The sequence below is a fragment of the Bacillus sp. M5A3_1b genome (assembly GCF_053345335.1).
Map to the genome: position 1 here is coordinate 335296 of NZ_JBKEZY010000006.1, position 25032 is coordinate 360327.

The following is a 25032-nucleotide window of genomic DNA, read 5'->3' on the forward strand; positions in this document are numbered from 1 at the left end:
TAGATTATTTTAAACAGTATTTTACATTTCATCTTTTATAAATTGATGTTCCTTCCCATGTTTTTTCTTAATTACAATTGCTTTATACAAAGATGCTGTACCTAATATAGCAAATAGGATGATTATAGGAATACGAACAATATGTGGAACATAGCGCGGTAGAAAGAAAAGACGAACTTTTTCATCTACACTAAATATCTCAAAAATTAACGGGACTACACTTTGATGTATCAAAAAAAAGATACCCATAAATACTAAAAGAACAACAATAGCTAGTTTTTTCTTAGGTAATTCAACCGCTTTTCCGTTATCTTTCTTTTTGTTATCCCCATGCAATATTTTCATGCCATTCTTCATTTCAAATAGCAATTCAGATCCACTTTTTTCAAGTTTTAAGTAAGCAATTCGCCCAAACCACCAAGCAAAAAACATTCCTGTACAAATGCCAGTCAATAAACCTAGCCATTGTAAGAACTGTACATGTAGTAATATCCCAAGCCATACAACTAACAAAGCGGGTATAGTTGTTGCTAGTACCATCACCATCATTAACCACGTTGTTATAAACATTTTACTCGCATTCATATCATCACCTGAGATAACACTCCCTCTCCCGCGGCGATGAGGATCAGTTATTGGTACTAAGTTACATACAGAAAATAACATAATAAGACCTGCAGCTCCACCAAGTAATGCTGGTATTACTGCAAATACCCAAGGATAAATGAAAGTAAGTCCGCTAGAGATTGTGAAAATAATTGTTGTTATAATCGCAATTGGACCAACCGCTAGCAACCATGCAAATTGACGGCCACGCACATCAATTCGTTCTGCGTCAGGTGTCATCAAAGTTAACCATAATGCACTCCCATCGAAACCATATATATTACAGGAAAACATACTTGTAAATACAATCATCATTATCCCTGCCCAAGGCATTAAGTACAATATATTAGCGCTTGTAGCTAAAATACCATAAAATACCCCTATCCAAATACCCATCCGGAGGAAACGGCCTCGTTGTGGATCTCTTCCCCAACTTTTTAATTCTTTCGTAATTGTTGCTCCTATTTTCGTGTCTGAAAAGAAACGTAAAGCTTTTCTATGTTTATTAGTATTAATCCTTCCCTCGATTTTCTTAGTTTCTGTACTTTTCATCAATAATGTAGTCCATATAAAAAAGAGAAATCCACATAATATTGTTAGAAGCATTAAAAAAACAAAAGCTAATAGCAAATTGGATTGAATCGCATACTCTACAGCGAGCATCGCCCAACTAGACGGAAACATGTAAAGTAAAGTTGAATCACTAAGTGTCATCTTATTAATAGCAGGAAGTACATACCATCCCACATTTAGAAACGCTATAATGAAACCAAAGAGCATTGCTCCCACTTCCATGCCAATCCTTGATTTCAACGTCTCACCAATAATACTAACTACTACTTTTGATAACAATACTACAAATATTAACTGTAAAATAATTGCTGGAACTGCAACTATAGTTGCAGTTAAGCTAACCCTAGCTGCGTAAATGAATAGTCCTATGAAGGCTATTAAACTAACGATTGGTCCTAATCCTATAAAAGCTACAACAAGTAACGCCCTAGCAAGTTTATAAGAAGTAAATGGAAGCAACGCGAAATATTCAGGACGTAATATTCCATCTCCCCCAGCGATAATTGGACCCAAAACCCACCCTACTGTCCACAGAGCAAATGTAATGTAAAGAATACTATGTGAAACGTTATGTTCCGTAGGATAAAAAGAAAAAAGTAGAATGGTTCCAATTGCAATCAATAAACCAACTATTCCTGTAATAATGAAAAGAACTGCTTTACCACTATTCATTGAATTTTTAAGGAAAGATAACTTCATTCGAATCAAAACACTAACCAAGACAGTTCCTCTCCTTTAACAGCAGGGATGCCTACTAACTGAACGAAAATGTCTTCGAGAGTTTCTTCACCGCAAACATCTCCCATTGTTCCTGAAGAAAGCACTCTTCCTTTTGAAATAATTGCAACGTGATCACAAAGTTGTTCAACTAACGCCATGACGTGACTTGAAAATACTACAGAACCACCCGAACTAACAAATTTCTGTAAAATCTTTTTGATAGTAGCTGCAGAAATAGGGTCAACCGCCTCAAAGGGTTCATCGAGAACGAGTAATTTCGGCGCATGAAGAAGTGCCAGTGCAAGACCGATTTTCTTACGCATACCAGTAGAGTAATTAATAACTAGAGTCCCCTCAGTATTATTCAACTCTAATATTGTAAGTAATTCTTCTGTTCGCTGAGCAACTTCCTTGGCACTCATTCCTCTTAACAATCCCATATATGTTAATAATTCACGACCAGTAAGTCTTTCCGGTAAAGCTAACCCATCTGGTAATACCCCAATTAGCGTTTTAGCTTGTTTTTGATTACTCCAAACATCAATTCCAAAAACTTTTGCGCTCCCACTATCTGGTCGTAATAAACCAACGGCCATCGATAATGATGTAGTTTTCCCTGCTCCATTAGGCCCAACAACTCCGTAAAATGATCCTCTTGGTACAATTAAATCAATATGATTAACTGCAATAAATTCTCCGAAACGCTTATGTAATTTCGAAAGTTGTAGCGCAGGAGCAACCTGCTCAAATTCAGTATGCATTGAAATTGGTTCACCAGTTTTCATAAAATGGACTCCTTCTTTACAAATGTAAAACCCGATTACAAATCTCAATAACCTTACTCATCCATTTGCATTGTTAGAACGAATTTAATAAAAAATGAATTTAGGAAGAGCTTTTCTTTAATTACAATACTGCGCTACCAAACCACTTAAATATTCAATGTTTGTAGCAGTTACATTTTCAGATATTCTAGCCGCAATAATAATAGGTGCCCATTGAAAAATCTCATCTCTCGATAATCCAGTATTTCTGCAATAAATATGTAAATACATATCAGCTAATTCTACCGAAGATTGTGAGTACAACAAGTATGTCCGAAACACATCTGCGCGAATGTCACCTGAACTAGCATCAACCCAATCTATAATATTCACACTCTTATTACTCAAAATTAGATTAAACGGATGAAAATCCCCATGACATAATCTTGGTTCAAATTTGATTGAATGTAGCTTATTCAATATATTTCCCTTTTGTTTTTCATCCAATTTATAAACAGATTTAATTTGTCGCTCTAATCTTTCTCTCATTGATTCTATTTCATCTGTGTTCATACGAATAGAATGAACCTTCTTTTGTTCATTCACACAAATATTTATGTAATGCTCTGCCTCATTTAGATTATTTAGCAGGAGATCACCAATACTATTTCCTTTTATGTATTCCATAATAATTGCCTGCCTATTTTGTATCTTTGTCACTTCAAATACGTTTGGAACTGGTAGCCCGCATGAATAAGCATATTTTTGTTTTTTTGCTTCATTTATAGACTCTGTATCTGGAAGATATTCTTTAAATAATTTTACAACCTTACTATCATAGAGATAGATTTCCGCTGTATTCCCTTTAGCTATCGGATTTCCTAAATTCAATTCATTTCTCTCCTTATTGTAAATTAAGCTAACACCTTATACTCCTTTATACATTCATTGTAATTATGCGGAAACCCTTCTCTACGAAAATATAAAAAACTTATCACTTTCTATCCTTAAATAGAAAGTGGTAAGTTTAATTTACTAGGAATATCGGAAGGAAAATGTGGTGTATGCACAATTGAAAATGCATATCCTTGCTCAATAAATGATACTTCATTATGTTTACATTGAAATGGTACACAATTTCTCTTAAAGTTAATTTGGATTTGCTGTAAAAATGCAAGATCTGGTGTTCCGAAAGAAACATGCACTTTCGGTGGTAAAGCTTTCATCGCAATCGGAATCCAAGGTCGTTGCCACCAAGTCGCAACAATATAGGCAGTGCCACCAACTACAAAGTTGAAAATATCCCCATCTTCCATCGTTTTCATATTTAAATTTGATTTCAACCATTCGCGAAATATGGGTACACTTCTAACAGGAAGACCAACTTCCCTTACGTATAAAATATTTAAAGGTGACTGCGGAACTAATACATCTTCTTTCACATACGTATGTGCGATAATCTCGAGAAGGTTTCCATCACTGTCTTTAAAGTATACATTGAATAGACCACTCTCTTCACCAATTACATTTCCATTTTGCCATTTCACAATGAGTAATCCAGAATCCTTTAACCATCTTACTGTTCCGTGGAATTTTGAATATGGAATCTCAAAAGCGAAATGTGCAGGTGCGATTGGTTCGTATACTTCTTGAAAACTAATTGTTGTATATGGTGTTACTTCAAATTGAATAAAAGATGCCGTTTCTTTTTTTATTGGAAAAGATAATATGTCCTTATATACTTGCTTTACCCCTTCTATCGAAACCGTTTGTAATTTTATATCTGATATATGTGTAATCACGTTACATTCCCCCTTGTTTCATATTATCTATTCGTATTGTATTACACTTATAAATAGATAAAATCAAACAGAAGGGTGGATTTTTTCATATAAAAGCTACAACTTTAGTATGAATATTTAAATTTATCCTGCATTGTTTCCATACAAAAAAGCTGCCTTTCCTTAAATGAAAAGCAACTTTACAATAAAACAAATCATGATTTTACAGCAGTTATCATAAATCTTTTTGAATTCGTATAAATCCCTTTTTCAGAACTATTTGCATCAATGAACTTTTGTAAAATAGTAAAATCATCTTCCTCTTCTCCAAATCTAGGAATAATAGGTGTATGTTTTAACAAGAAAATAAGATCTTCAGGCGTACTGTAATAATCAGTAACATCATATTCACGTACTTGCACGAGTTCAAATCCTGCATTTATAAGTTCACCCATATACTTTTCTTTTAAAGTTCCATCTCTTTCGCCTATGCATTGTCCTCTTCCAAATGCTTCTTTTAGGTTCAATTTATCATGTTCGCAAACTTGTTGCGTTAAAAACAAAGCGCCTTTTTTCATTACTTTTGCTAATTCGGATGCTATAAATGGTGCATGACAACTTGAAGCTATATCAAAATGTGCATGCGGAAACACTAAAGCTTCAGAATCCATTTGAAGAAACTCAACATTTTGTATGCCTGATTTTTTTAAGTTAGAATGTGCTGTAGCAATCATCCCATTAGAATTATCTATTCCAATTAACAATTTAGCCGAAGATGCTATGTTAAGTACATTTTCTCCTCCACCTGTACCAACATCTAGTAAAATATGTGATGGCTTGCATCTTTCTTTTACCTCTCTATAAAAGTCCCATGAATCTCCTACAGTTTCACATTTTATTTTACTAAAATCCCATCCATTTAATCTTCCTACTTTATCATAAAAGTTTTTGTATTCTAATTCGTTCATTTTATGTGTTCCCCTTTGTTAATACATATAATTTAAAATGAATCATCAATTATTTATTCTATATATGAAAGCCAAGCTTCATAAAATGCTTGAATAGTACGATATCTATTAATTTTTTCTTTATGTAGCGCTTTTGTACATATATTATATAATTCTTGTGTGCTCTCCCATTTTTCATAGCTTTTATCATTTTTTCCGCCAATAAAGGCAAAAGCAATTCCAGCTAATACATACACATTTGTTTCGCTTGTAATTTGTGCATGCAGTTCATATTCCTCCGGTGCTTTGAAGCGAGCTGTCCCCCAAAAATCTTTCCCAATTTCATTGAATACAGGTGTTTTTTGAAAGAAATCAATATCACAAATCGTCAATTTTGATTGCTCGAAATTATATAAAATACTGCCATCATAAAAATCAACCATGACATAGCCTAATGACTCCACATAGGCTGCAAACTCAAAAATTTGTGTCAATATGTTAAGTCTCTCCGTCACGGATAATTGTCTTAACTTAACAAAAGGCGAATTTGGTGCATGGTGCTTTTCAAACGGTGTAAAGTCCCAATGATTGTGCATGCATTCCCCATCAATCCAATGAAACCTTAAACAAAATCCATTTTTCATTTGAATCGAATTAATATATGGAACTAGTAAAGGATGTTGAATTTGTTCATACACTTCTTTTGCTTTCATTAATCGCTGGATTGCATCCTCTACATTACCTTTGTACTCTAAATTGCGTGCACCAGCATACTTCAAAAAATAGCGTTTTCCATTTTCAATAATACCAAAACTAATATTCCCTGAATCTTGCTGATCAAAAATAGTAAATACTTCTACATCCTTTAACCAATCAAAATTATGATCCTCAGCTAATGTTATTGGGTATTCATTTTTTCCAATTTTAATATTTATCATGCGCTGCTCCTAGCTTTGAGCGAACGTAGTTTATAGAGGCATGATACGCATACTCAAATTATTTTTACCTCATACTTTGTTTTCTTCTGTTTGTTCATAAAACATCACTCCTTTCAAATAAAGTCCCTTCATCCAACGACTACCAAAATATTCTTACTTTCTATTATATATTATAAAATACAAGTTATAAGGAAAATATATTCCTTGTGCATAAATAGTTTACATAATAATTTTATAGTTTATTTCTATTTATATAATCTAAATGTCTTCTTCCCCAACCACACATACTATCTAACACTGTACTTACTGTTTTTCCATGCTCAGATAAACTATATTCCACTTTAGGTGGTATTTCTTGATAAATTTCTCGTTCTATTAGTTGATCTTGCTCTAATTCACGCAATTGCTTCGCTAAAGTCCCTTGAGATATATCTGGTATTAATCGCTTTAATTCACCAAATCGTTTTGTTCCATCAGTTAATAATATAAACAAAATGAGTGGCTTCCATTTCCCTCCGATGATTTGTAATGTCGCTATTACTCCTTTTAATTTCGGTTCTTGTAAATCCATTTTTTCACCTCTCAAATCCACATGAATAGCGGTTAGTACGAAATTTGCGACTATGTACATATAAAGTGCGTACTTTTCACTCGCTATCTTTTAGCGAATAATAAAAGCATAGCAATTTTATTTTAAAGTTTTTATTAAGGGAGTGGCTAAAATATGTCTATTACTACATTAAAAGATAATCGTATCGTTATCATTGGTGGGAGCTCAGGTATCGGATTAGCAACAGCAAAACAAGCAATCGAACAAGGAGCACATGTTATTATTGCAGGGCGTTCGAAAGAAAAACTAATGATTGCTCAAGAAATAATAAGTAACAACCGTCTTCAAACTTATGTATTGGATAATCAGGATAAAAACCAACTAGAAGATTTTTTCAAAAAGCTTGGGAATTTTGATCATTTGTTCACCCCAGGAGCCTCTTATACCCTTGGACCAATTACTGCTACGGATGATATTGCTGAAAGCAGCTTTATCGGCAAGTTTTGGCCACAATATTATGCCGTAAAATATGCAATTCCTTTTCTTTCAGACTCCGGATCTATCGTATTAATGTCCGGTGCATTTAGTCAAAGACCACTTAAAGGAGCACCTGCTTATGGAGCTTGTAATGGTGCTATTGAGAGTTTAGGGAAAGCTTTAGCTGTTGAAATAGCTCCTATAAGAGTTAATGTTGTTTCCCCTGGAACGATACGGAGGGAAAATGAACAAAACGAAAATAGACTAGCTGCTTATGAAGCTTATAAATCTCTTTCTCTTCTAAAGAGGCCTGGGCATAATGATGAAATTGCACATACTGTTCTATATTTAATGCAAAATAGTTTTACTACAGGCAATGTATTGTTTCCTGATGGAGGATACACATACCATTAAATTATTTAAAACAAAAGCCCCTTATTAAGGTGGCTTTTGTTGCTAATTTAGAAACTGCTGCAGTAATACAGGATCCTCTTTTAAAATTCCTGCTAAAAACATAAGTTGCGGATAAGGTTGTAAGATTAAGTCTATATCCATTTTTTCTTTCAATATAGCTATTCCACCTTGCTTAATATAATCTTTTAGTGTTATTTCCTTACTACAAATTAGCCTAATATCACTTAAAGTAAGTAATAAAAGTCCATTCGTTTCAGAAGATGTATATGGCTTATTTTCTGAATGTGCCATATACATAATAGATAAAGTTTCATCTGGACTATCAATAATTAATATTGGATTGATCTCATTTGCTACCTTTATTTTCTTTGATTGCACATTCCAGTTCTCTTTATAATATGTACTTGGTGAACTCAAAATAGTAATATCGATAGTAGCTTCTTCTCTCACTTCTCTTTTAGCAGTTTCTACTGCTGTTTCTTCATCTTCTTTATGTCCGCCGAGCCTTACTACACCTAATGTATCTCCTTTACTCGTTGGCCCAACTTGGAAAACAAATAAGTTCTCGTATATTACATATGCACCAGATGTTCGTACATTTTTATCTATATGTATCAATATTTCCCCTCCTTAATCAACTTTCTCGCAAAATAGTTTACTATAATTTTATTATGTTTTTAAATAATCTTCAATCCAAAGCCTTCATTTTTATTCCCTCCTTAAAATTTTAAAATACATCTAAAAAGTAGGATTCACAAAAGAATCATAGAATTCTATATATAACAAATATTGAACGGATTTTTTTCAAATCCCTCTATAATAAAGGTGGTATAAATAGTGTGAAACTTAAACAAGAACAAAGATTTACCGTAAAGACAACTTTCTCTAAAGAATACAAGATTTTTATTTTTGGTTTACTCATTTCACGAATTGGGGATTCACTATATACTTTTGCATTGCCTTGGATTGCCTATCAATTAACCGGTTCAGCTGTAATTATGAGTTCTTTATTTTCTATTAATGTATTGCCAATTGTTTTATTCGGCCCTTTAGTTGGTGTAATAATTGATCGATACGATCGAAAAAAATTACTTTGGATAGCGGATATTACCAATATTATTTTAGTAAGTCTCGTACCAATTCTACACGCATTACATCTATTAGAAATCTGGCATTTATACGTAATTACTTTTATCTTAGCAGTTATGTCTATGCTTTTTGATGTAACAACTGTTACAGTCATTCCGCAAATTGCTGGAGAATCCTTAACGAAGGCCAATTCTTTCTATCAAATGGTCAATCAATTGGCTAGTTTATTTGGTCCAATGATAGCTGGGGTTTTCATTTCTTTTATTGGCGGCTTTCAGTTGCTTTGGATTAATGTTCTTTCATTTATTGCAACATTAGTTGCTGTGATGTTATTACCGTCTATGAAAAACACAAATAAAAAATGTGAAGATAAAAATACACTTCAAAATGTACTATCTGATTTGGTTAATGGATTTACATGGCTCAAAAATGACCGCTTAAATTTAGCTTTATCTTTTCAAGCTATGATAGGAAACTTTGGAGCAAGTGCGGTTTTAGGTGTATTCATGTATTATTTATTATCCACATTACAACTTACCCCAGAACAAAGTGGGGTTAATTATTCATTAATTGGAATAGGTGGTCTTTTAGGAAGCTTGATTGCAGTTCCTTTAGAAAAAAGGTTGCAGCGCGGCATACTAATTCCTTTACTCCTATTTGTTGGAGCAATTGGCTTAACTTGCGCGCTTTGGAATACATATTGGTTCGCTCCTGGAATTGCTTTCGGTGTTGCAATGACTTGCAATATTGCATGGAATACAATTGTAGCCACCGTTCGCCAGGAAACAGTTCCATCAAATATGCAAGGGAGAGTTTTAGGATTTTCACGTGTACTTACACGATTAGCTATGCCACTCGGGGCATTAGTAGGAGGCATTATTTCAGCTTATAATCCAGTGTATGTATTTGCTTTAGCTGCCTTTACGAAGTTACTTGAAGTTTTTATTGCACTATGTAGTCCGATACGAAAGCTATGATGGAAGGAAAGATAATTATGTATGATTGGTTAATTAAAATTTATGGATAAGTTTATAAAGAAAAAAGGCATATTATAATGCCTTTTTTCTTTATCATCATTTAACTGGATAACAAACTTCTGTAACCCATTTATTAGGATCCAATTCCATCGCTGGGCTCACATGATAAATATTAAACATCGGGCCTGCTAATTCGTAACCTTCTGTCTCAATCCATTTTGCGGCTGCTTCATTTACGTTTGTTATTTGTTCATAACTTCCGTTTACTGTTACAGAAGCTACTTTGATTGGCTCTTTTTTTTGAAAATAAACATCTTTTGTATTTTTATGCTTTCCTAAGATATTTAGCTGTATTTCTACATCTACATCATTTTTTTTGTATTCTTGATCATGGAAGACAGCGATACTATAACTCGGATGGGCCATACTAATATTTTTCATATGAATTTCTTGCATTAACATGGTCCATAAATCGCCTTCACAATTATATGATGGAATAACCTTTCTAACACTGGCTACATATCTTTCTGGAATTTCTTTTATTGAAACGTGGTAATTCATATCAACAACATCCTCTCTCATCGTTTTCATTGAATCTTCGAGGAGACGTAATTGTTTTTTGAGGTTAGTCATGTCTTCTTTAATTTGAGCACTACGATTTAAAAATTGCTCCTTAATACCCTCTATATTATCGCATTCTATTATTTTTTTAATGGTAGCGATATTAAATCCCATATTTTTTAACGTTTGAATTTGATTTACTTTCTTTAATTGGGCTGCTGAATAGTATCGGTATCCACTCTGCTCATCAACTTTTATTGGTTGTAATAATTCCACTTTATCGTAGTGTCTCAACATCCGAATACTAATGGAAGATAGTTTTGAAAAGTCTCCTATTTTAAACATGATTTCCTCCTATAAGTTACATCTACTTCGAAGTTCAACTTCATCTTAAACAATGACATTGTGTGAGAGTCAACTGTTTCTAACACTTAACTTATATTTCTTTCATTCTTTCCCCTTATACTTACTTCCTTCTTAAGGCTATAAGAATTGATATTAGTCCGTTCGCAGCTAATAAAGTTACAATAATACTTGTAAATACAGCTACGTCTGGCGCAAATATTTTAATCGTACGCCAAGGTGAACTTGTACTATAAGTAAGCAGTGGGATGAAAATAATGGATAATAGTAGGGATAGACTCCCTGTGAATAACCAAATTAGCTTTTTTACAGTTTTTATATATTTATACTTTTTAATTAATATAATTGATATTATGAAAAGTATAAGTGTAACTATCAACAAAATAATTTGTGTTAATGGTATGTTATTAGGGATATCAACCGGTTCTTCCTCATTCAAAATACTAATAATCCCATTTTTCAATTCCGATAGTGCTGATTCTTCTAAAACATGATTTTTATTTGTTAAAATCACACCACCCCAGCCACTTTTATTTAAAATAAATATTTCTGCACGAGCATCGGGCGTTGATCCTGAATGCCAAATCATCGTTTCACTTTCATTTATATTTGTTGTTCTTAATCCAAAACCATAACTTTTTTCTGAATTTATTTTATAAAGTGGTGAAAGGTAAAGATCCATGTTTTCTTGCTTTAAGAATTGAGCATCCTCTGACCGATTCAAAAACATAGTATACTGAATCATATCTTCTAAATTTGCAGTAATATAGCCATACGGTGCCCCGGCATTATCATAGGCGACTATACTTTTTTTCGGTATGCCAAACCAAGACTGATAACCTGTTAAATAACCTTTTTCATATGCAGTCTCTTTACTTGCTGCCGCACCATTCATATTTAATCGCTGAAAAATATGCTTTTCCATATATGATGAATATGTTTCATTTGTAACGGCCTCAATAAGCGCACCAAGTATTATATAATTCGCATTACTATATTGATATTTTTCACCTGGTGGAGCAGTTAATTTTACATTTGAAAGCGTCATTACATTTTCTTTTAATGCTGTAGAATTTTTGGATTGCTTATCTGATAATGCTAAGCCCTCATATGTGTTGATTCCGCTTGTATGAGTTAGTAGTTGTTGGATTGTTATAGTTGAGGATATTTGAGGATTTTTTAGTTTAAACCAAGGGAGATATCGTTGAACTGGGTCCTCTAATTTTATTTTTTTATCTTCTATTAATTTCACTATAGCTAAAGCTGTTAAAGATTTACTTATTGAGCCGATTGCAAATGGCGTTTTACTAGTTACCTTTTTTTCAGATTCTCCAGTAACCCCCATCGTTTTTGTGAAGAATACTTCTTTATTATGTACAATTGCAACAGCAGCTCCTGGAATATTCTGTTCCTTTATAAATTTTTCAATATACTTATCTAATGTAACTTTAACATTCTGCTGAGCGTAAACTTTTGGATGTGTGATACATAGCATAAATACATTACAAAGAATACAAATTAGAAAGACTTTATAGATCGTATTCTTCATTATACTTTAGATGCTTTCTTTTTTTATAACTTACTAAGCTAATATATACTACTACAGAGAGTGTCAAACTAGTCATTATTAATAATGCGTTCCACCATTGATTCTCTGATATGCGATATAAAAGATTATACTGAAATGCATTTTTACTATTAGTTGGATTAAATGATTCAGTTAAAAATATTGAAAATATAGTTTGTGAGCTGAGGTAAGTAATAACTGCGATGAATATGCCACGTAACATAAATGTGTTATATTTGTCCTTTTCATTTTGAAGTTGTTTCATTTTAACTTTTAAATCAATTTCATTTACTTCTAAAAAATCCTGAACAAATAATTGAGGTGTACCTAAATCATCTATACTATCTTCACCATGTTCACGACATTCTTGAATATGTTCTAATATTTGTCGCTTAATATTATGCCTTTCTTCTAAACTTATATCGTATTGCTTTAATTCCTTTAGTACGTCTGTTAAAAATTGCTTTTCTTTACCTATCAATCTATTCCTCATTTCAGAAGGTCTCCTTTCAAACCGCTTTTTAATAATGTTTGAATATCCGATTGCAATTCTAACCACTCATTAATTTTTTTCTCAAGACGTATTTTCCCGTTTTCATTAATTTCATAATAAATCCTAACTTTACCACTGTCTGTTACTACTTGATAAGTATTAACCCATTCTTGATTTTTCAACTTAGTTAAAATGGGATAAATACTTCCCACTCCTTTCAGTTTTAAATTGTTTACTTCAAGTTCTTTCATAATCTCATAACCATAACTTTTCTTTTTCGACAAAATAGATAATACACACATTTCTAAATGACCTTTAATTAAACTCGTTCTATCCATAGGATAAATTTAACAGAAATATATACTTCATTCAAGTATATATTTCTGTTAAATCCAAAAAATCAGACAACAGAACGAAGATATTATAAGCAAAAGATATTACTTGCGAACTGTTTTTACCCCTAACAATTACTTTTATAATATAATAATTACATAATATATCAACTGTTTGTCCCTTTTATTTCTCTATCTCTCCTCCATATCTTAGCTGGAAATATAGTATACGGGACATAAAAATACTAAAAAATCCAATTCCTTAATTTTCACATTAAGAAATTGGATCTTCTTTCATTACCTTGTAATACTCATACTGCGTTATTATAAACATTATAAAGAATATACGTTTTATATAAGTTATGTTAATAACACATAAGCTAATAAAACTTTACTGATTACGCTCAAGACACTCATAAATCGCCATCATATCTCGTTTATCCAATTCACGAATACGATTAAAAATTGGTATTTGCGCAACTGCCTCTGTTAATAAGTTCTCATCCACAACATCACTAACTTTTCCAGTTAACCATGTTTTTACATCCACACCCTCAACAACTTCTTTTAGACCTTCGTCATTAATACCACTTGCATTACAAGTTACACATGGAATTGTTAGTTTAAAAACACCATCATGCAAATTATCTTCAGTAATAACTTTCTTTCCTTTACAGAATGGACATGGATCACTTTTTTTAATTTTATTAATTTGGGTAACTAATTTTTTGTATCCAAACGCTTCGTATACATACGTAAGTTTTTTATATTTACCATTTGTGAAATACTGATCTATTATGTTTTCTCTCGTTTCATAAACATTAGGGAAATCACAAACAGTTACTTGATTATTAACACTAATGGATTCGATATTCCCTTTAATTTCGCCCCAGAATGGTAAGACATTTTGTAACACCATTTCATAGTTTAAAAAGCTTGCCTGTTCTAGTTCAAACATTTTTAGTGCAACTTGTGCTTTTCTTGGCAATAAAGAAACATCTTCTGTCAATCTCATATTGCCACCAACAATATATTTCAATTTATGAAGTTCAGGTAAATCACCGACTATTTTCAACACTTCATTAACTGGTTGATTGATAATTTCACGAATATCTGAGTTGCCAAATTTAAGTGGTTTATGATGGTTTAAAACCGTCCCTTCGCAAATTGGACATGTTACAATTTCTTTAGAAGCCTTAATTTCTTCTTTAACAGGTGCTTTTGAAATAACAATATATCCACCAATAATCGTATTAAATCCTACCCATGTTCTGCGCGTCTTTCCTTTTTTATCATAAAATGATTTTTCAAAATATCCATACCAAAACGTATGCTTTTCTTCTTCTGACATATCATTATAGCTCTTTGACAAATCGTGACCAAGTTCATTTTTAATTTCTTCGAATAGAAACTCTATTTTCTCATATTGATAAAATTTTAATACTTTCATGATTTCTGGATCAAATAAACCGTCCCAAAATGGAACGTTTTTATTTTGGATTGTAATATCTTTATCGAAAACTTCAATTTGAAGACGTCCAGAACAAGATGGACAATGATTGTCCTGTGAATAGAAATCAAAACTTCTCGTATCTTTATTAGTTGGATGAGCAGCTACAATATGATTAATTAATCCACCAACCTCATATAAAAAACTATATTGACTGTATAAATGTCTCTCAAGATCAATAGCAATAACCGGTGCAATTGTATTAGATTCATACTCACCATAAATTAAACGCGCCATTGATGATAAACTTTTTAAAATACCACCCTTATAAACATTTTCAGCATTTTTAAAATAGTTAATATGATTTTCTTCTAAATAGTGAACGCCTTTTTTATGCTTAAGCGCTGAAGTAATATGGATTTGCTCAACATTATTCACAGTGGTTTTCTGACGATAATAATCATCATGACTTACTACTTCAAGATGATTGATAGCCTCAAGCTGTCTTTTCCCGAAGTCTACAATATAATCAGAGCTTTCTAACATGTAACTATTATGTTCAATCATAACGATGGATACTGATTCATCTTGCAATATTCCTCTAACACTGTCTATAAATTGATTTAAAATATTTTGCGATAAACCTTTTGAAGGTTCATCAAAAATAAATAACGTATGTGGATTTCTTGTGTTTGCAAATAACTCTGAAACTAAATGAACACATTGGAACTCACCTGTTGATAATGTTTGTGTTTTTCGTTCTAACGTTAAATAACCAAGTCCTAGTTTAATTAGTAGACTCAAGCGTTTAAACGCAATATCTTCATTTGGAAGTTCATCAATAATATCTTCAATCGAACGCTCAAAAATATCATCAATTTCTTCACTATACTTTGTTAGTTTCTTTTTAATATCTAGAAAAGTTGCTACAGTTGATCGACTTGTAATGGATTGATTGCGATCTTGCCCTACCATAACTAGTTTATCTTTTGGATATCGTTTCAAGAAATCTGTAGCTAAACATTCATTGACAAGTGTAGATTTCCCGCATCCAGACTCTCCTGTAACCGTCACAAGCCTATTTTTAGGAATTTGAAATTCCGCCATTTGGATATTGCGACAATATAATTCTTGGAATGTATAATATTCTGTTGGTACTTCTTTATTTAGATCCGACAGTATTGGTTTTGGTCTTGGCGATTCTTTCACAATTTGTCCACCATATTTTCCGCTACCAGGTCCAAAGAACAATTGCTCATCTGTTGTATCCAGTACTGTATCTGAATGATCAATGAGCCAAATTTGATTTTTACACCCTAACTGCTTAATCTCTTCTAATATTTGTAATAATGTTTCATGATCAAGTCCAACTGAAATCTCATCAATAATAATTACAGTATTTTCGCTTACTGCCATAAATTCAGCCAAATATAGTCTTGTTAACTCTCCACCTGACAACGTACCCATAATTCGATTTAATGTTAAATAACCAATGTTCATATTAATTATATTTTGCAGTATATGTTGCTTTGCTTCACTAATATTTAACTCTTCCGCTAACGAAAGAATAGACTCAACACTTAAATCATTAATATTTGAAATTGTATGTGGTTTAGCAAATAAATCTATCGTATGTTGTTCGATTTCTTCGCTATAACGTTTTCCCTTACATTTTTCACACTCAATATTTTTAGTAGTACCTCGGCCTTTACAACCAATACACCAACCTAACTGATTATTAAACGAAAAAACCTCAGGTGAAAGATGAAATACATCAGCAAGTTTTTCACGTACCTCTGTGAAAACACCAGTATGTGTACCGATTGTTGAACGTGGATTGGAAGAAATCGATGATTTTCCTAGAAAAAGAACTAAAGGCATATCTTCTATCTTAATAGCACTAAAATTCGTTTCCATAATGTTAGGAAATAAATATTGATATTCAGCCTTTGGCAATAAAGAAACTAATCGTTTTTTTGATTCTTCACCAATCGTTTGACAAAAGGTTGTTTTACCTGAGCCTGATAAACCAGCGATTCCAAACGACTTATTAAATGGAATCACTGTATCTAATTTATTTATGTTATTAGCAATTAATTGATTTACTTTCATATTAACCTCTATTCTTATTTTTCTTTAAAATCATTTTTACAGTGTAATAATTACATAATGACTATAACCTTTTATACAATTATCCTCTCACTTCAAGGATCTTATCCTTATATGTTTCAAACCATTGTTGCCATTCATCTTTAGAAAATTCTTTTTCTTTTCCTTCTAGTACGGAAGAAAAAAGATCTAAGCAAATATGCCAACCAGCTATATCTTTCGGTGTATGATCTGTTAACTCATGAATGTATTCTTTAAGAAGTAAAAGAGTACCATTTTCTTCTTTATGTATTTCAAATCGGACACGATCTTTATCCCAACTAAATTCTAGTACTGTGTTTAGTTGACACTCTAAAATATCAATATTTATAAATGAACCATCCATCATGTCGAACTTTATTATTCCACCCGTTTTAAGACTTTCAATTTGTAAATTAGACATCCATTTTTTAAGCTTACTGTTTTCTGTTAAAACAGACCAAACTTCCTCTATTGTATTTGGAAATCGGCGTTCAAATTTTACAATATACCCATTAGTTAGTTTCCCAATTTCAGCTATCATATTGATTGCCCCTTTATACAGAATGTATGTTCTCACTCTATTTTACACGAATATAAATATAAAATAAATCTTTATGTCAACGAAGTATTAATTTAAAGTTAATGGTAATGAGAAAAACTTAAATATTTTCCAAGTCGAGTTATATAATGTTGAAAAATAATTATCATGTATATCCGTTTCCTTATTAAATATAGACTTACGCACCAATAAAAAAAGCCGCATTTGCGACTCATGAAATTATAGTATTAATCCCTGCTTTTATTGAATGACTTACCGCTTAATCGCATCCACAATTAGCGATGGAAAGCCAAGCTTATCACCTTTATTTCTAGAATCATACCTTTTCGAACGGAAAATAACACCGTCGTTTGCATCCCATTCGTTGTAATAAAACTGACCATTTTCATCACAATATTCAAGTAAAACTACCTCAAATCCAGCAAATTTAAACATTTCCGTTAATGTTTTATAATTATGAACAATTTTATGACTTGCTGCTGGATGATCTTTCGGGCCAGGTCCGCCTATTTGAACTATGTTTTGGTATGCTTCATCTCGGAAAAATGCATCAGGAACACCACAACGAATATGCCCTCCTGGCTTTAAAAATTCATAACAAATTTCAGCTGCTCTTATACCTTCTTCAAAAGAAAGGTGTTCCCATACATGCTCAGCTAAAATAGCTGAAATAGAGTTGTATTCAAATCTTTCTTCCCACGTAGCTTTGTCTAATAAGTTAAGTTCATCTTCTTGTGTTTGAATCCAACCTGGATTATTATTAAACACGCCAGCGCCGACTACTACTTTAATTTCATCTTGTTTTGTTGCCATCACTTTCACCTCATAAACATTTTGATTTATTAATATATTCTATGTTTACTATTATCCTTCCTTCTTCAACAAATTTAATAGCATGAATCCAGTACAATACCGAACTCATGCTGGAAATTTTTCTAACCAAACGATTTTCTAACTTTATGGAATCAGTTCATAATACACAACTGTTTTTATACTATTTATATACGATTTTTCTTATATAAACATAACACACCAAACATTAGCACAAAACCAATCACATAAAAACTTGTTGTTCCGCTGCCACCAGTATTAGGAATTACCCAATTATTTTTCACATTTTTCACTGTTAGTTTTTGTGTCCTTACCGCTTCTGTAATTTCTATTTCTATTGGATCTCTAAGTAACATATATCCGTTTGGCGCTTTTATTTCTTTAATCGTATACTTTCCAAGTACTAACTGGTTGGAAATCACCTTTCCTTTTTCATCCGTTGTTAATCTAGTAACTTCTTTACCTTCTTTATCTAATACTTGAAATACAGCACCTTTTAGTTTTAAATTAATATCCTTATCATCAACTTTCTCAATTTCAAATTGCCCAGTCGGGTCTGGTAATTTCTTATTCCCTATTTTAATTTCTACTACTTTATCTTTTTCTATTTTTACAGCTATTTTATCTTTTAATAATTCATAACCTTTAGGTGCTTCTACTTCCACTAGGGTATAGTTACCTATTGGCAATTCTTTTGATATCGCTTCTCCTTGTCCATCTGTTACTAACTCACCAACTACTTCTTTATTTGAATCTTCAATATGAAACTTTGCTCCTGCTAGCTTTTTATTTTTATCTCCCGTATCTACTTTCACTAGCTTCATTTTCCCCATCGGATCTGGTAATTTCTTATTTTCTATTTTAATTTCTACTACTGCATCTTTTTCTATTTTTACAGCTATTTTATCTTTTAATAATTCGTAACCTTTAGGCGCTTCTGTTTCCACAAGAGTATAGTTACCTATTGGTAATTCTTTTGATATCGCTTCTCCTTTTTCATCTGTTACTAACTCACCAACTACTTTTTTATTTGAATCTTCAATATGAAACTTTGCCCCCATCAATTCTTTATTATCATTATTACTATCTACTTTTTTTATCTTTACTTTTCCTGTACTAGGCTTGTTCCAATGTTGCCAATTAAATTTGAAATTGTGAAATTCAAATCCACCAGTTTGTTGTACAGCACCGACAAATGCTTGTCCATTAATCGAACCGCCTTTTGTTTCTAATACAGCATTTGGAGCAAACACACTCCCAACGACACCATATCCCTCTGTTGTGATTTTTTTTGCATTAGGAAAAACCCAAATCACCTTCCCGTATAACTCAGTGAACGGTGAATTAGGAGAATAGGGTTGTGATGTAGGAATTATATCTGTAGCCCTACCAATATTGTTCGTGTCATATAAGATAGCACCATTTTTAAATGTAACCTCTATTGCATCTGAATACATAACGATAAAATCTTTTCCTTTAGCATTAGGTAAAAAGACATCTCTTATATCTAAATTGATTTTCCCTACCAATTCTGATGAAACATAAATATTAGGATTGTTTATATCTTTTCCGATTCCATAACTCATATTTGGAATTGGGGTATTCGTTTTATATTGACCTGCATTTTTACTAACTTGGTTCACTATGTTGTGAAATTCATTAAATTTCGCGTTAATTTCTAGTTTTTCTTTATAAACGATACGATCATAAGAAGATTGTATGATACGATCTGGATCACTCTCTTTTGTCATTACGACTATTCCGTTTTGAATGATAAAAGATTCCTTTCTTGACTTTTTAAATTTTCCAGACAATAACAAGGATGGATATCCCTCGTCATCCCATTTTCCCCCAACTATATTAGATGTTCCCGCTGCTGCACCTACAATTGTATAACCAGATGCATCCATATCACCTTGAACTGCAATTGCTCCTTCAATGTCGCCACCTACTGCTATATGGTTACCAAAGACAACAGCATTATAACGCGATATATCCCCTAGACCTTCTAAGTTAGTCGTGGATCCATATGCTTCTTTTGGTGCATATACGACAAAACTTACACATAACATTAACAAAACCATAAAATGAATACTTACCAACTTTAATTGTAACCTCAATTCCTTTGTTCCCACCTTTACCGTATTTTTTCTACAGTCGAATAAAGTGAAACTTTTTTCAGTGAGGATTTACTTCATCCCCTATATACCTTCTTTACTTATCTCTGGATTTTCGGTCCCACTGCCCATTAATACAGGATAAATAAATTCATTCTATCGAGTTAATTTTTTCTTATAAATTGCGACTAGTAACACACATAATAATAGGATTAAGACTACTACGGTCCACTTATTAAACATAAATATCTCTTTACGCATTTTTTGTTTTTCTTTCTCGTTAAACTCCACACGCTCACCTCGAACCAGTAATCTATTTGTGTTTACTCCATAAGGCGTACATGTAATTAATGTTATATAATCTTTCTTTTCCACAATTTTTAAATCGTCCGTTTCGTGTGGTAACACTACTTTAATTTGATCTACTTTATAAGCAAGAATTTTGTCTAAAGAATGAATATAAAAAAGATCTCCTTCACTCAACTTATCTAAATCTGTAAATAATTTTGCTGATGGTAAACCACGATGCCCTGTTAAAATAGTATGCGTATTTTCTCCACCTACCGGAAGTGAAGAATATTCTAAATGACCTACCCCCCGACTCAATACTTTCTCAGAGGTCCCTTGATAGATTGGCAGTTTTATATTAATTTTCGATATTTCAATATACCCCATTACATCACCTAAATTTAACGCATCAGCATATGCTTGATGATTATTTTTTTCTTCAGAAAATGGATCTGCAAATGTTTTCATGGAAGTTTGAACTTGTTTATTATATTCGGTTGCTTCTTTTTCCCTACGTTCAACTTCTTTCTTTTGTAGTGCTTTGATCTTCTTATCGTAGGAGCTAATCTCAGAATAATGTGCACGAGTCGCCAACCAATTACTAATAGTAGGATATAAAAAAATAGCTAATCCAAATAAAAAAATACCTCCTAAAACAAGATTTCGTTTCATATTTCCACCTCTACATATACTAAAATATTGAAAAGAGGGAAGCATTTTGCTTCTCCCCTTTTCACATCACTTGGTTACATGTTCCTAAAACCTTAATTATTAGCAACCTTTTTTCTAAAGAAAACAAATGCCGCTGTAGCCATTAACGCAAGACCTAGTACAGTAAATAGAGTCGTTCCGATACCACCCGTTACAGGAAGAATCCATCCACTTTTATTATTTTCAATCGATAATTTAACCGTTTGATTATTTTCGCTAATCTTTACATCAATAGGGTCCTTTAATAATTGATATGAAGCTGTTATACCATCTTCTTTTGTATAAATTGGTGCTTTCGTTTCAAAAATTTGATAGTCTCCATACGGAATGTTAGTCCATTTAATAACACCATTTTCATCTGATACACCTGTGACTTCTTTACCAGCCACAACAACTATTTTTCCATTTTTATCTTTAAGTACAAACTCCGCACCTTTTAATTTCTTCTTATCAGCACCATCAACTTTTGTTAACTCGATAATTCCAGTTGTCGGAACAACAACTACAGGTTTAGATTCCTTTTCTCCAATTACATCATTTTTATTTATAAAATCAATTTTTGCTGTATTTAAAATTTCCGAACCAGATAGTACTCCTTCTTTTACTTGTGATTTAATTTGTAAATGAAATTCTTTTTTACCATCTAACTTTGTGAAATCTTTTACTGTGGCTGTTACTTTTTGGCCTTCTACAGCTACCTCTACAATGCTTGCATTTACTTCCGCTCCATCAATTTTTACGACTGGTTTTCCTTGAATCATTAAACGATCGTCTAAAGTATCTGTTACTACATATTTTTTGTATTCTTTAATGTCTTCTGGAATTAATGTTTTGATATCATAATTGTAATTAGTTAACGGATTAATTGGTAACGCTTCCAAATTCCCGTTAATCTTTTTATCAATATTTGGTTCTTCATAGTTTTGCACTTCTACTTTAACTACTGTACCAGAAGTAATTGTTCCATCTTCGTTAATAGTTCCGGAGGTCTTTATAAAAAACTCGTGTTTAGTCGGATCTAGTACATACCCTTTCGGCGCTTTTGTCTCTTGGAAATAGTATTCCCCATACTCTAATCCTTGCACGCGAATATGCCCATTACCATCTGTTGCTAACTCTTTTTTCACTTCTGTACCATCTTTTTTTAATAAAGAGAATACTGCACCTGCCAATGCTTTTTCATTTGCACCAGTTTTTACCAAATCAACTGCACCACGTTTAATCTCATTTTTCGGATACATATGAACATCATAGTTTAGTACCTTACCCTCTTTATTCGTTAATGGAATATCCACTGTATACGTATTTGGATTTAGGTTAACATGCGGAGGTCCTGCCACTTCTTTCACTTCATAACGTCCTAGCGGAAGATCTTTTAATACAGCTTGTCCGTTATCATCTGTTACTACTTGAGTTGGAGTTGCTCCCATTACAGGCTTCACATCTTCTTTCACGATTTTCCCATCGTTTGAAATTTTTTCAAACGACGCAACCCTTTTCACTTCAAACGTTACACCTTTTAACGGTTTCGCATTTGTTGGTACCTCTTGATTTGCAGAGCCATCACCTTCTAGCCCCGGTGCGCCATCTTTTTCTTGTTCATATTTATGAATCGTTAAAGTACCTTTGGATGGTGAAGCTGCCTTTACTAATACACTAGACCATGTAGAAAATGTTAAGAAAAATACTAAAAGCACACTAAATATTTTTTTCATTTCTCTTATCCCCTTTACTACTTCTATCATTTTAAAAATCTCTTTATTACTATTACCCTCTTAAAAGTAATAGTGTGCCAAGTACCAAATTTAAACGAGTAACCTAAAACATAGTCGTCCAACAATCCATTGTTTACAATCACTTATTCACTCTTCTTATTTTCTATTATTACGTTGTCTCTCCGTATGATATATGTAGTTTTCCCCCTGAATTGCACTTATATCTCTACTTCAAAAATCGTTACATATTAACTTCTATCGCAAATTTTCATTAATTACTTAACTTCAATTCATTAATCTCTCCCTTCCTATCCCTATTTAAAATCCAATCTTAATCATTTTTGATACATATAAACAATGATCAACGAATAAGTGTGACAATTCATATTTTACGTTACTCCCTAAAACTATTACCTGTATATTCAAATAATATGTGCTAATCATGTTAAATTATGGTATTATTCTTAGAAGTTTATAATTTTTATAGATAAAGTTTTTCCGTTTCTACTTATGAAAAAAAGGAATATATAAACATTCAACTATTACACACAACTGTAAGGAGGAATAATATGAATAAAAAGCTCAGTCTAGTTGAGATAGAGTACATTTGTAATATCTTTTTCCAATCTTTTGAAATTCCAGTTTGTTTTTTAGATTGTAATAAAAATATTCTTTTAGAATTTACATCAAAAGATGAATCACATTCGTTCTATAAATCAAAAATAGAACAGTTACATGTGCTTTTTCAAAAAAATGATTCAAATAATTCGCCCATCTTCAGATCTCACCAATATTTAGGGCACTTCATTTTAATTCACATAAAGAGTCATTATATGGTGAACGGTACTGTTATTATTGGGCCCTTGACACATGTAAATTTTTCTACAAGTAAAACGGATAGTAACCTTAATTTTATTTCGAATTATAAACGAACAAGAGATTATTATTTTTCATTGTCAGTCAAAGATCAAAATTTCTTTGTAAATATAGCAATATTGTTCTATAACATTCTCTACAAAAAAAAATCAGATGTACATACCTTTTCAAATAACAGTGACTCATTTCATGTAAATCATAGCAATAACTTAAACGAGGATGTATATATTTCAATGCAAAAAAACGAATCTATCTGTCATAATTTGTATATAGAGAACCAACTACTTGGAGCTATAGAAAACGGGGATAAAGAAAGCGTACTCAAATATTATTACGAATTCCAACAAGAGACTCTTTCATCCTTATCTTCATTCCATCAATTAAGACGTCATAAAAACATTTGTATTTCATCCATCACACTTGCTACTAGATATGCTATAAAAGGAGGACTTCCTTCCGGGATTGCTTACAAGATTTACGATCTACACATCCAAAAGACAGAGGATTTAAAAGACACAGAATCTGTTTGGGATTTATTAAGAAATGTTTTCTGTACTTTTGCAGACCGTGTAAAAGCACAAAAAGTAAAGAAATACTCAAAGACTATCGCTATTTGCAAAAACTATATTTTTAAAAATATTTACAATCAAATATCAGTTAAACAACTTGCTAAATTTGCAAACGTAAATTCAGATTATTTATCTATATTATTCAAAAAAGAAGTCGGTATTTCATTAATTGAGTACATTCAACGTGAACGAATTGAAGAAGCAAAAAAATTATTAACTTTCACAACCTATCCCTTATCAGACATATGTGCTTCGCTCAACTTTAGTGATCAAAGCTATTTTACTAAAATTTTTAAAAAATTCACTAACGAAACACCTGGTAAATACCGAAAATCTCATGTTGTCATATAGAGTTAAACTTTCATTAAAACAAAGTGTTTTTAGTAACTTATCAATGGCAGATTAGAATTACTTCCACATCCATGACCTTTTAAATCTAGGCTATTTTTAAATCAAAAAAACACGTTACTATTCTTTTATTTGAATGAGAATAGTAACGTGCTTTATATGTAATGTAGGTCTGTAGGCAAAATAGCGCCCAAGCACAAATTTTTATAGATGCAAAATACACTACTTAAATACTAAAATCTTATTAAGTAAAAAATTCATCTAATAATTATTGTGTGAGAAATAA

The 25032-nt window shown here is 32.1% G+C and carries 21 protein-coding genes; 3 read left to right on the top strand and 18 right to left on the bottom strand.

Annotated elements, in window-relative coordinates; all coding sequences use genetic code 11:
• Positions 1-21 precede the first annotated feature (21 nt).
• The 7 genes from ACLBWW_RS19105 to ACLBWW_RS19135 all read right to left on the bottom strand — a co-directional run bounded on the left by ACLBWW_RS19105 (position 22) and on the right by ACLBWW_RS19135 (position 6900).
• Positions 22-1899, bottom strand: coding sequence for a hypothetical protein (locus ACLBWW_RS19105; protein WP_098047567.1), 1878 nt, complete (start codon positions 1897-1899; stop codon positions 22-24).
• Positions 1884-2684 (bottom strand): ABC transporter ATP-binding protein, encoded by an 801-nt coding sequence (locus ACLBWW_RS19110; protein WP_098047566.1) that lies wholly within the window; start codon positions 2682-2684, stop codon positions 1884-1886. The genes ACLBWW_RS19105 and ACLBWW_RS19110 overlap by 16 nt, the downstream gene beginning before the upstream one ends.
• 117 nt (positions 2685-2801) lie before the next feature.
• On the bottom strand, positions 2802-3554 hold the full coding sequence (locus tag ACLBWW_RS19115) for an aminoglycoside phosphotransferase family protein (RefSeq protein ID WP_048547034.1): 753 nt from the start codon (positions 3552-3554) through the stop codon (positions 2802-2804).
• Between the two features lie 116 nt (positions 3555-3670).
• The gene (locus tag ACLBWW_RS19120) at positions 3671-4465 is read right to left on the bottom strand and encodes a VOC family protein (protein ID WP_048547032.1); all 795 of its coding nucleotides are present in this window, start codon (positions 4463-4465) and stop codon (positions 3671-3673) included.
• A gap of 194 nt (positions 4466-4659) precedes the next feature.
• Positions 4660-5412 carry a class I SAM-dependent methyltransferase gene (locus tag ACLBWW_RS19125; protein ID WP_048547030.1) on the bottom strand — a complete coding sequence of 251 codons (753 nt, stop codon included), beginning with the start codon at positions 5410-5412 and terminating at the stop codon, positions 4660-4662.
• A gap of 53 nt (positions 5413-5465) precedes the next feature.
• Positions 5466-6329 (bottom strand): serine/threonine protein kinase, encoded by an 864-nt coding sequence (locus ACLBWW_RS19130; protein ID WP_098131697.1) that lies wholly within the window; start codon positions 6327-6329, stop codon positions 5466-5468.
• A gap of 232 nt (positions 6330-6561) precedes the next feature.
• Positions 6562-6900: a winged helix-turn-helix transcriptional regulator gene (locus tag ACLBWW_RS19135; RefSeq protein ID WP_048547027.1), complete on the bottom strand. Its 339-nt coding sequence runs from the start codon at positions 6898-6900 to the stop codon at positions 6562-6564.
• Between the two features lie 153 nt (positions 6901-7053).
• Here ACLBWW_RS19135 and ACLBWW_RS19140 point away from each other — a divergent pair, with 153 nt between their 5' ends.
• Positions 7054-7770, top strand: a complete 717-nt coding sequence (locus ACLBWW_RS19140; protein WP_048547026.1) for an SDR family oxidoreductase — start codon at positions 7054-7056, stop codon at positions 7768-7770.
• Between the two features lie 42 nt (positions 7771-7812).
• On the opposite strand, the gene ACLBWW_RS19145 is transcribed toward ACLBWW_RS19140, so the two are convergent.
• Complete coding sequence (locus tag ACLBWW_RS19145) at positions 7813-8388, bottom strand: NUDIX hydrolase (protein WP_048547024.1); 576 nt, start codon at positions 8386-8388, stop codon at positions 7813-7815.
• 221 nt (positions 8389-8609) lie between these two features.
• Between ACLBWW_RS19145 and ACLBWW_RS19150 the strand changes: the two genes are divergently transcribed.
• Positions 8610-9836, top strand: a complete 1227-nt coding sequence (locus tag ACLBWW_RS19150; protein WP_098047560.1) for an MFS transporter — start codon at positions 8610-8612, stop codon at positions 9834-9836.
• 96 nt (positions 9837-9932) lie between these two features.
• On the opposite strand, the gene ACLBWW_RS19155 is transcribed toward ACLBWW_RS19150, so the two are convergent.
• The 10 genes from ACLBWW_RS19155 to ACLBWW_RS19200 all read right to left on the bottom strand — a co-directional run bounded on the left by ACLBWW_RS19155 (position 9933) and on the right by ACLBWW_RS19200 (position 22953).
• On the bottom strand, positions 9933-10742 hold the full coding sequence (locus ACLBWW_RS19155) for a MerR family transcriptional regulator (RefSeq protein WP_097890873.1): 810 nt from the start codon (positions 10740-10742) through the stop codon (positions 9933-9935).
• A gap of 121 nt (positions 10743-10863) precedes the next feature.
• A complete protein-coding gene (locus ACLBWW_RS19160) occupies positions 10864-12309 on the bottom strand; it encodes a serine hydrolase domain-containing protein (RefSeq protein WP_447614168.1) in 1446 nt (481 codons plus the stop codon).
• The gene (locus ACLBWW_RS19165; RefSeq protein WP_048547017.1) at positions 12290-12820 is read right to left on the bottom strand and encodes a hypothetical protein; all 531 of its coding nucleotides are present in this window, start codon (positions 12818-12820) and stop codon (positions 12290-12292) included. The genes ACLBWW_RS19160 and ACLBWW_RS19165 overlap by 20 nt, the downstream gene beginning before the upstream one ends.
• Positions 12817-13122, bottom strand: a complete 306-nt coding sequence (locus ACLBWW_RS19170) for a PadR family transcriptional regulator (RefSeq protein WP_000338007.1) — start codon at positions 13120-13122, stop codon at positions 12817-12819. Before ACLBWW_RS19170 ends, ACLBWW_RS19165 begins: the two co-directional genes overlap by 4 nt.
• Before the next feature lie 421 nt (positions 13123-13543).
• Entirely contained in the window at positions 13544-16714 is a 3171-nt protein-coding gene (locus ACLBWW_RS19175) for an ATP-binding cassette domain-containing protein (protein WP_098152288.1), read from the bottom strand.
• A gap of 79 nt (positions 16715-16793) precedes the next feature.
• Entirely contained in the window at positions 16794-17273 is a 480-nt protein-coding gene (locus ACLBWW_RS19180) for an SRPBCC family protein (protein WP_097890879.1), read from the bottom strand.
• A gap of 270 nt (positions 17274-17543) precedes the next feature.
• Complete coding sequence (locus tag ACLBWW_RS19185) at positions 17544-18104, bottom strand: class I SAM-dependent methyltransferase (protein WP_097890881.1); 561 nt, start codon at positions 18102-18104, stop codon at positions 17544-17546.
• Between the two features lie 185 nt (positions 18105-18289).
• Entirely contained in the window at positions 18290-20242 is a 1953-nt protein-coding gene (locus tag ACLBWW_RS19190; RefSeq protein ID WP_447614169.1) for an MSCRAMM family protein, read from the bottom strand.
• A 153-nt stretch (positions 20243-20395) separates the two neighbouring features.
• A complete protein-coding gene (locus ACLBWW_RS19195) occupies positions 20396-21199 on the bottom strand; it encodes a class C sortase (RefSeq protein ID WP_176542090.1) in 804 nt (267 codons plus the stop codon).
• A gap of 92 nt (positions 21200-21291) precedes the next feature.
• A complete protein-coding gene (locus ACLBWW_RS19200; RefSeq protein ID WP_088110296.1) occupies positions 21292-22953 on the bottom strand; it encodes a SpaA isopeptide-forming pilin-related protein in 1662 nt (553 codons plus the stop codon).
• 569 nt (positions 22954-23522) lie between these two features.
• Here ACLBWW_RS19200 and ACLBWW_RS19205 point away from each other — a divergent pair.
• The gene (locus ACLBWW_RS19205; protein WP_098706602.1) at positions 23523-24749 is read left to right on the top strand and encodes an AraC family transcriptional regulator; all 1227 of its coding nucleotides are present in this window, start codon (positions 23523-23525) and stop codon (positions 24747-24749) included.
• The last annotated feature ends 283 nt before the right edge of the window (positions 24750-25032 follow it).

Bases quoted from the DNA above. Each gene is read 5' to 3' on its own strand.
- ACLBWW_RS19175 (WP_098152288.1), bottom strand. From the start codon at position 16,714: ATGAAAGTAAATCAATTAATTGCTAATAACATAAATAAATTAGATACA.
- ACLBWW_RS19110 (WP_098047566.1), bottom strand. From the start codon at position 2,684: ATGAAAACTGGTGAACCAATTTCAATGCATACTGAATTTGAGCAGGTT.
- ACLBWW_RS19180 (WP_097890879.1), bottom strand. From the start codon at position 17,273: ATGATAGCTGAAATTGGGAAACTAACTAATGGGTATATTGTAAAATTT.
- ACLBWW_RS19125 (WP_048547030.1), bottom strand. From the start codon at position 5,412: ATGAACGAATTAGAATACAAAAACTTTTATGATAAAGTAGGAAGATTA.
- ACLBWW_RS19130 (WP_098131697.1), bottom strand. From the start codon at position 6,329: ATGATAAATATTAAAATTGGAAAAAATGAATACCCAATAACATTAGCT.
- ACLBWW_RS19165 (WP_048547017.1), bottom strand. From the start codon at position 12,820: ATGAGGAATAGATTGATAGGTAAAGAAAAGCAATTTTTAACAGACGTA.
- ACLBWW_RS19200 (WP_088110296.1), bottom strand. From the start codon at position 22,953: ATGAAAAAAATATTTAGTGTGCTTTTAGTATTTTTCTTAACATTTTCT.
- ACLBWW_RS19185 (WP_097890881.1), bottom strand. From the start codon at position 18,104: ATGGCAACAAAACAAGATGAAATTAAAGTAGTAGTCGGCGCTGGCGTG.
- ACLBWW_RS19195 (WP_176542090.1), bottom strand. From the start codon at position 21,199: ATGAAACGAAATCTTGTTTTAGGAGGTATTTTTTTATTTGGATTAGCT.
- ACLBWW_RS19160 (WP_447614168.1), bottom strand. From the start codon at position 12,309: ATGAAGAATACGATCTATAAAGTCTTTCTAATTTGTATTCTTTGTAAT.
- ACLBWW_RS19155 (WP_097890873.1), bottom strand. From the start codon at position 10,742: ATGTTTAAAATAGGAGACTTTTCAAAACTATCTTCCATTAGTATTCGG.
- ACLBWW_RS19135 (WP_048547027.1), bottom strand. From the start codon at position 6,900: ATGGATTTACAAGAACCGAAATTAAAAGGAGTAATAGCGACATTACAA.
- ACLBWW_RS19205 (WP_098706602.1), top strand. From the start codon at position 23,523: ATGAATAAAAAGCTCAGTCTAGTTGAGATAGAGTACATTTGTAATATC.
- ACLBWW_RS19170 (WP_000338007.1), bottom strand. From the start codon at position 13,122: ATGTGTGTATTATCTATTTTGTCGAAAAAGAAAAGTTATGGTTATGAG.
- ACLBWW_RS19140 (WP_048547026.1), top strand. From the start codon at position 7,054: ATGTCTATTACTACATTAAAAGATAATCGTATCGTTATCATTGGTGGG.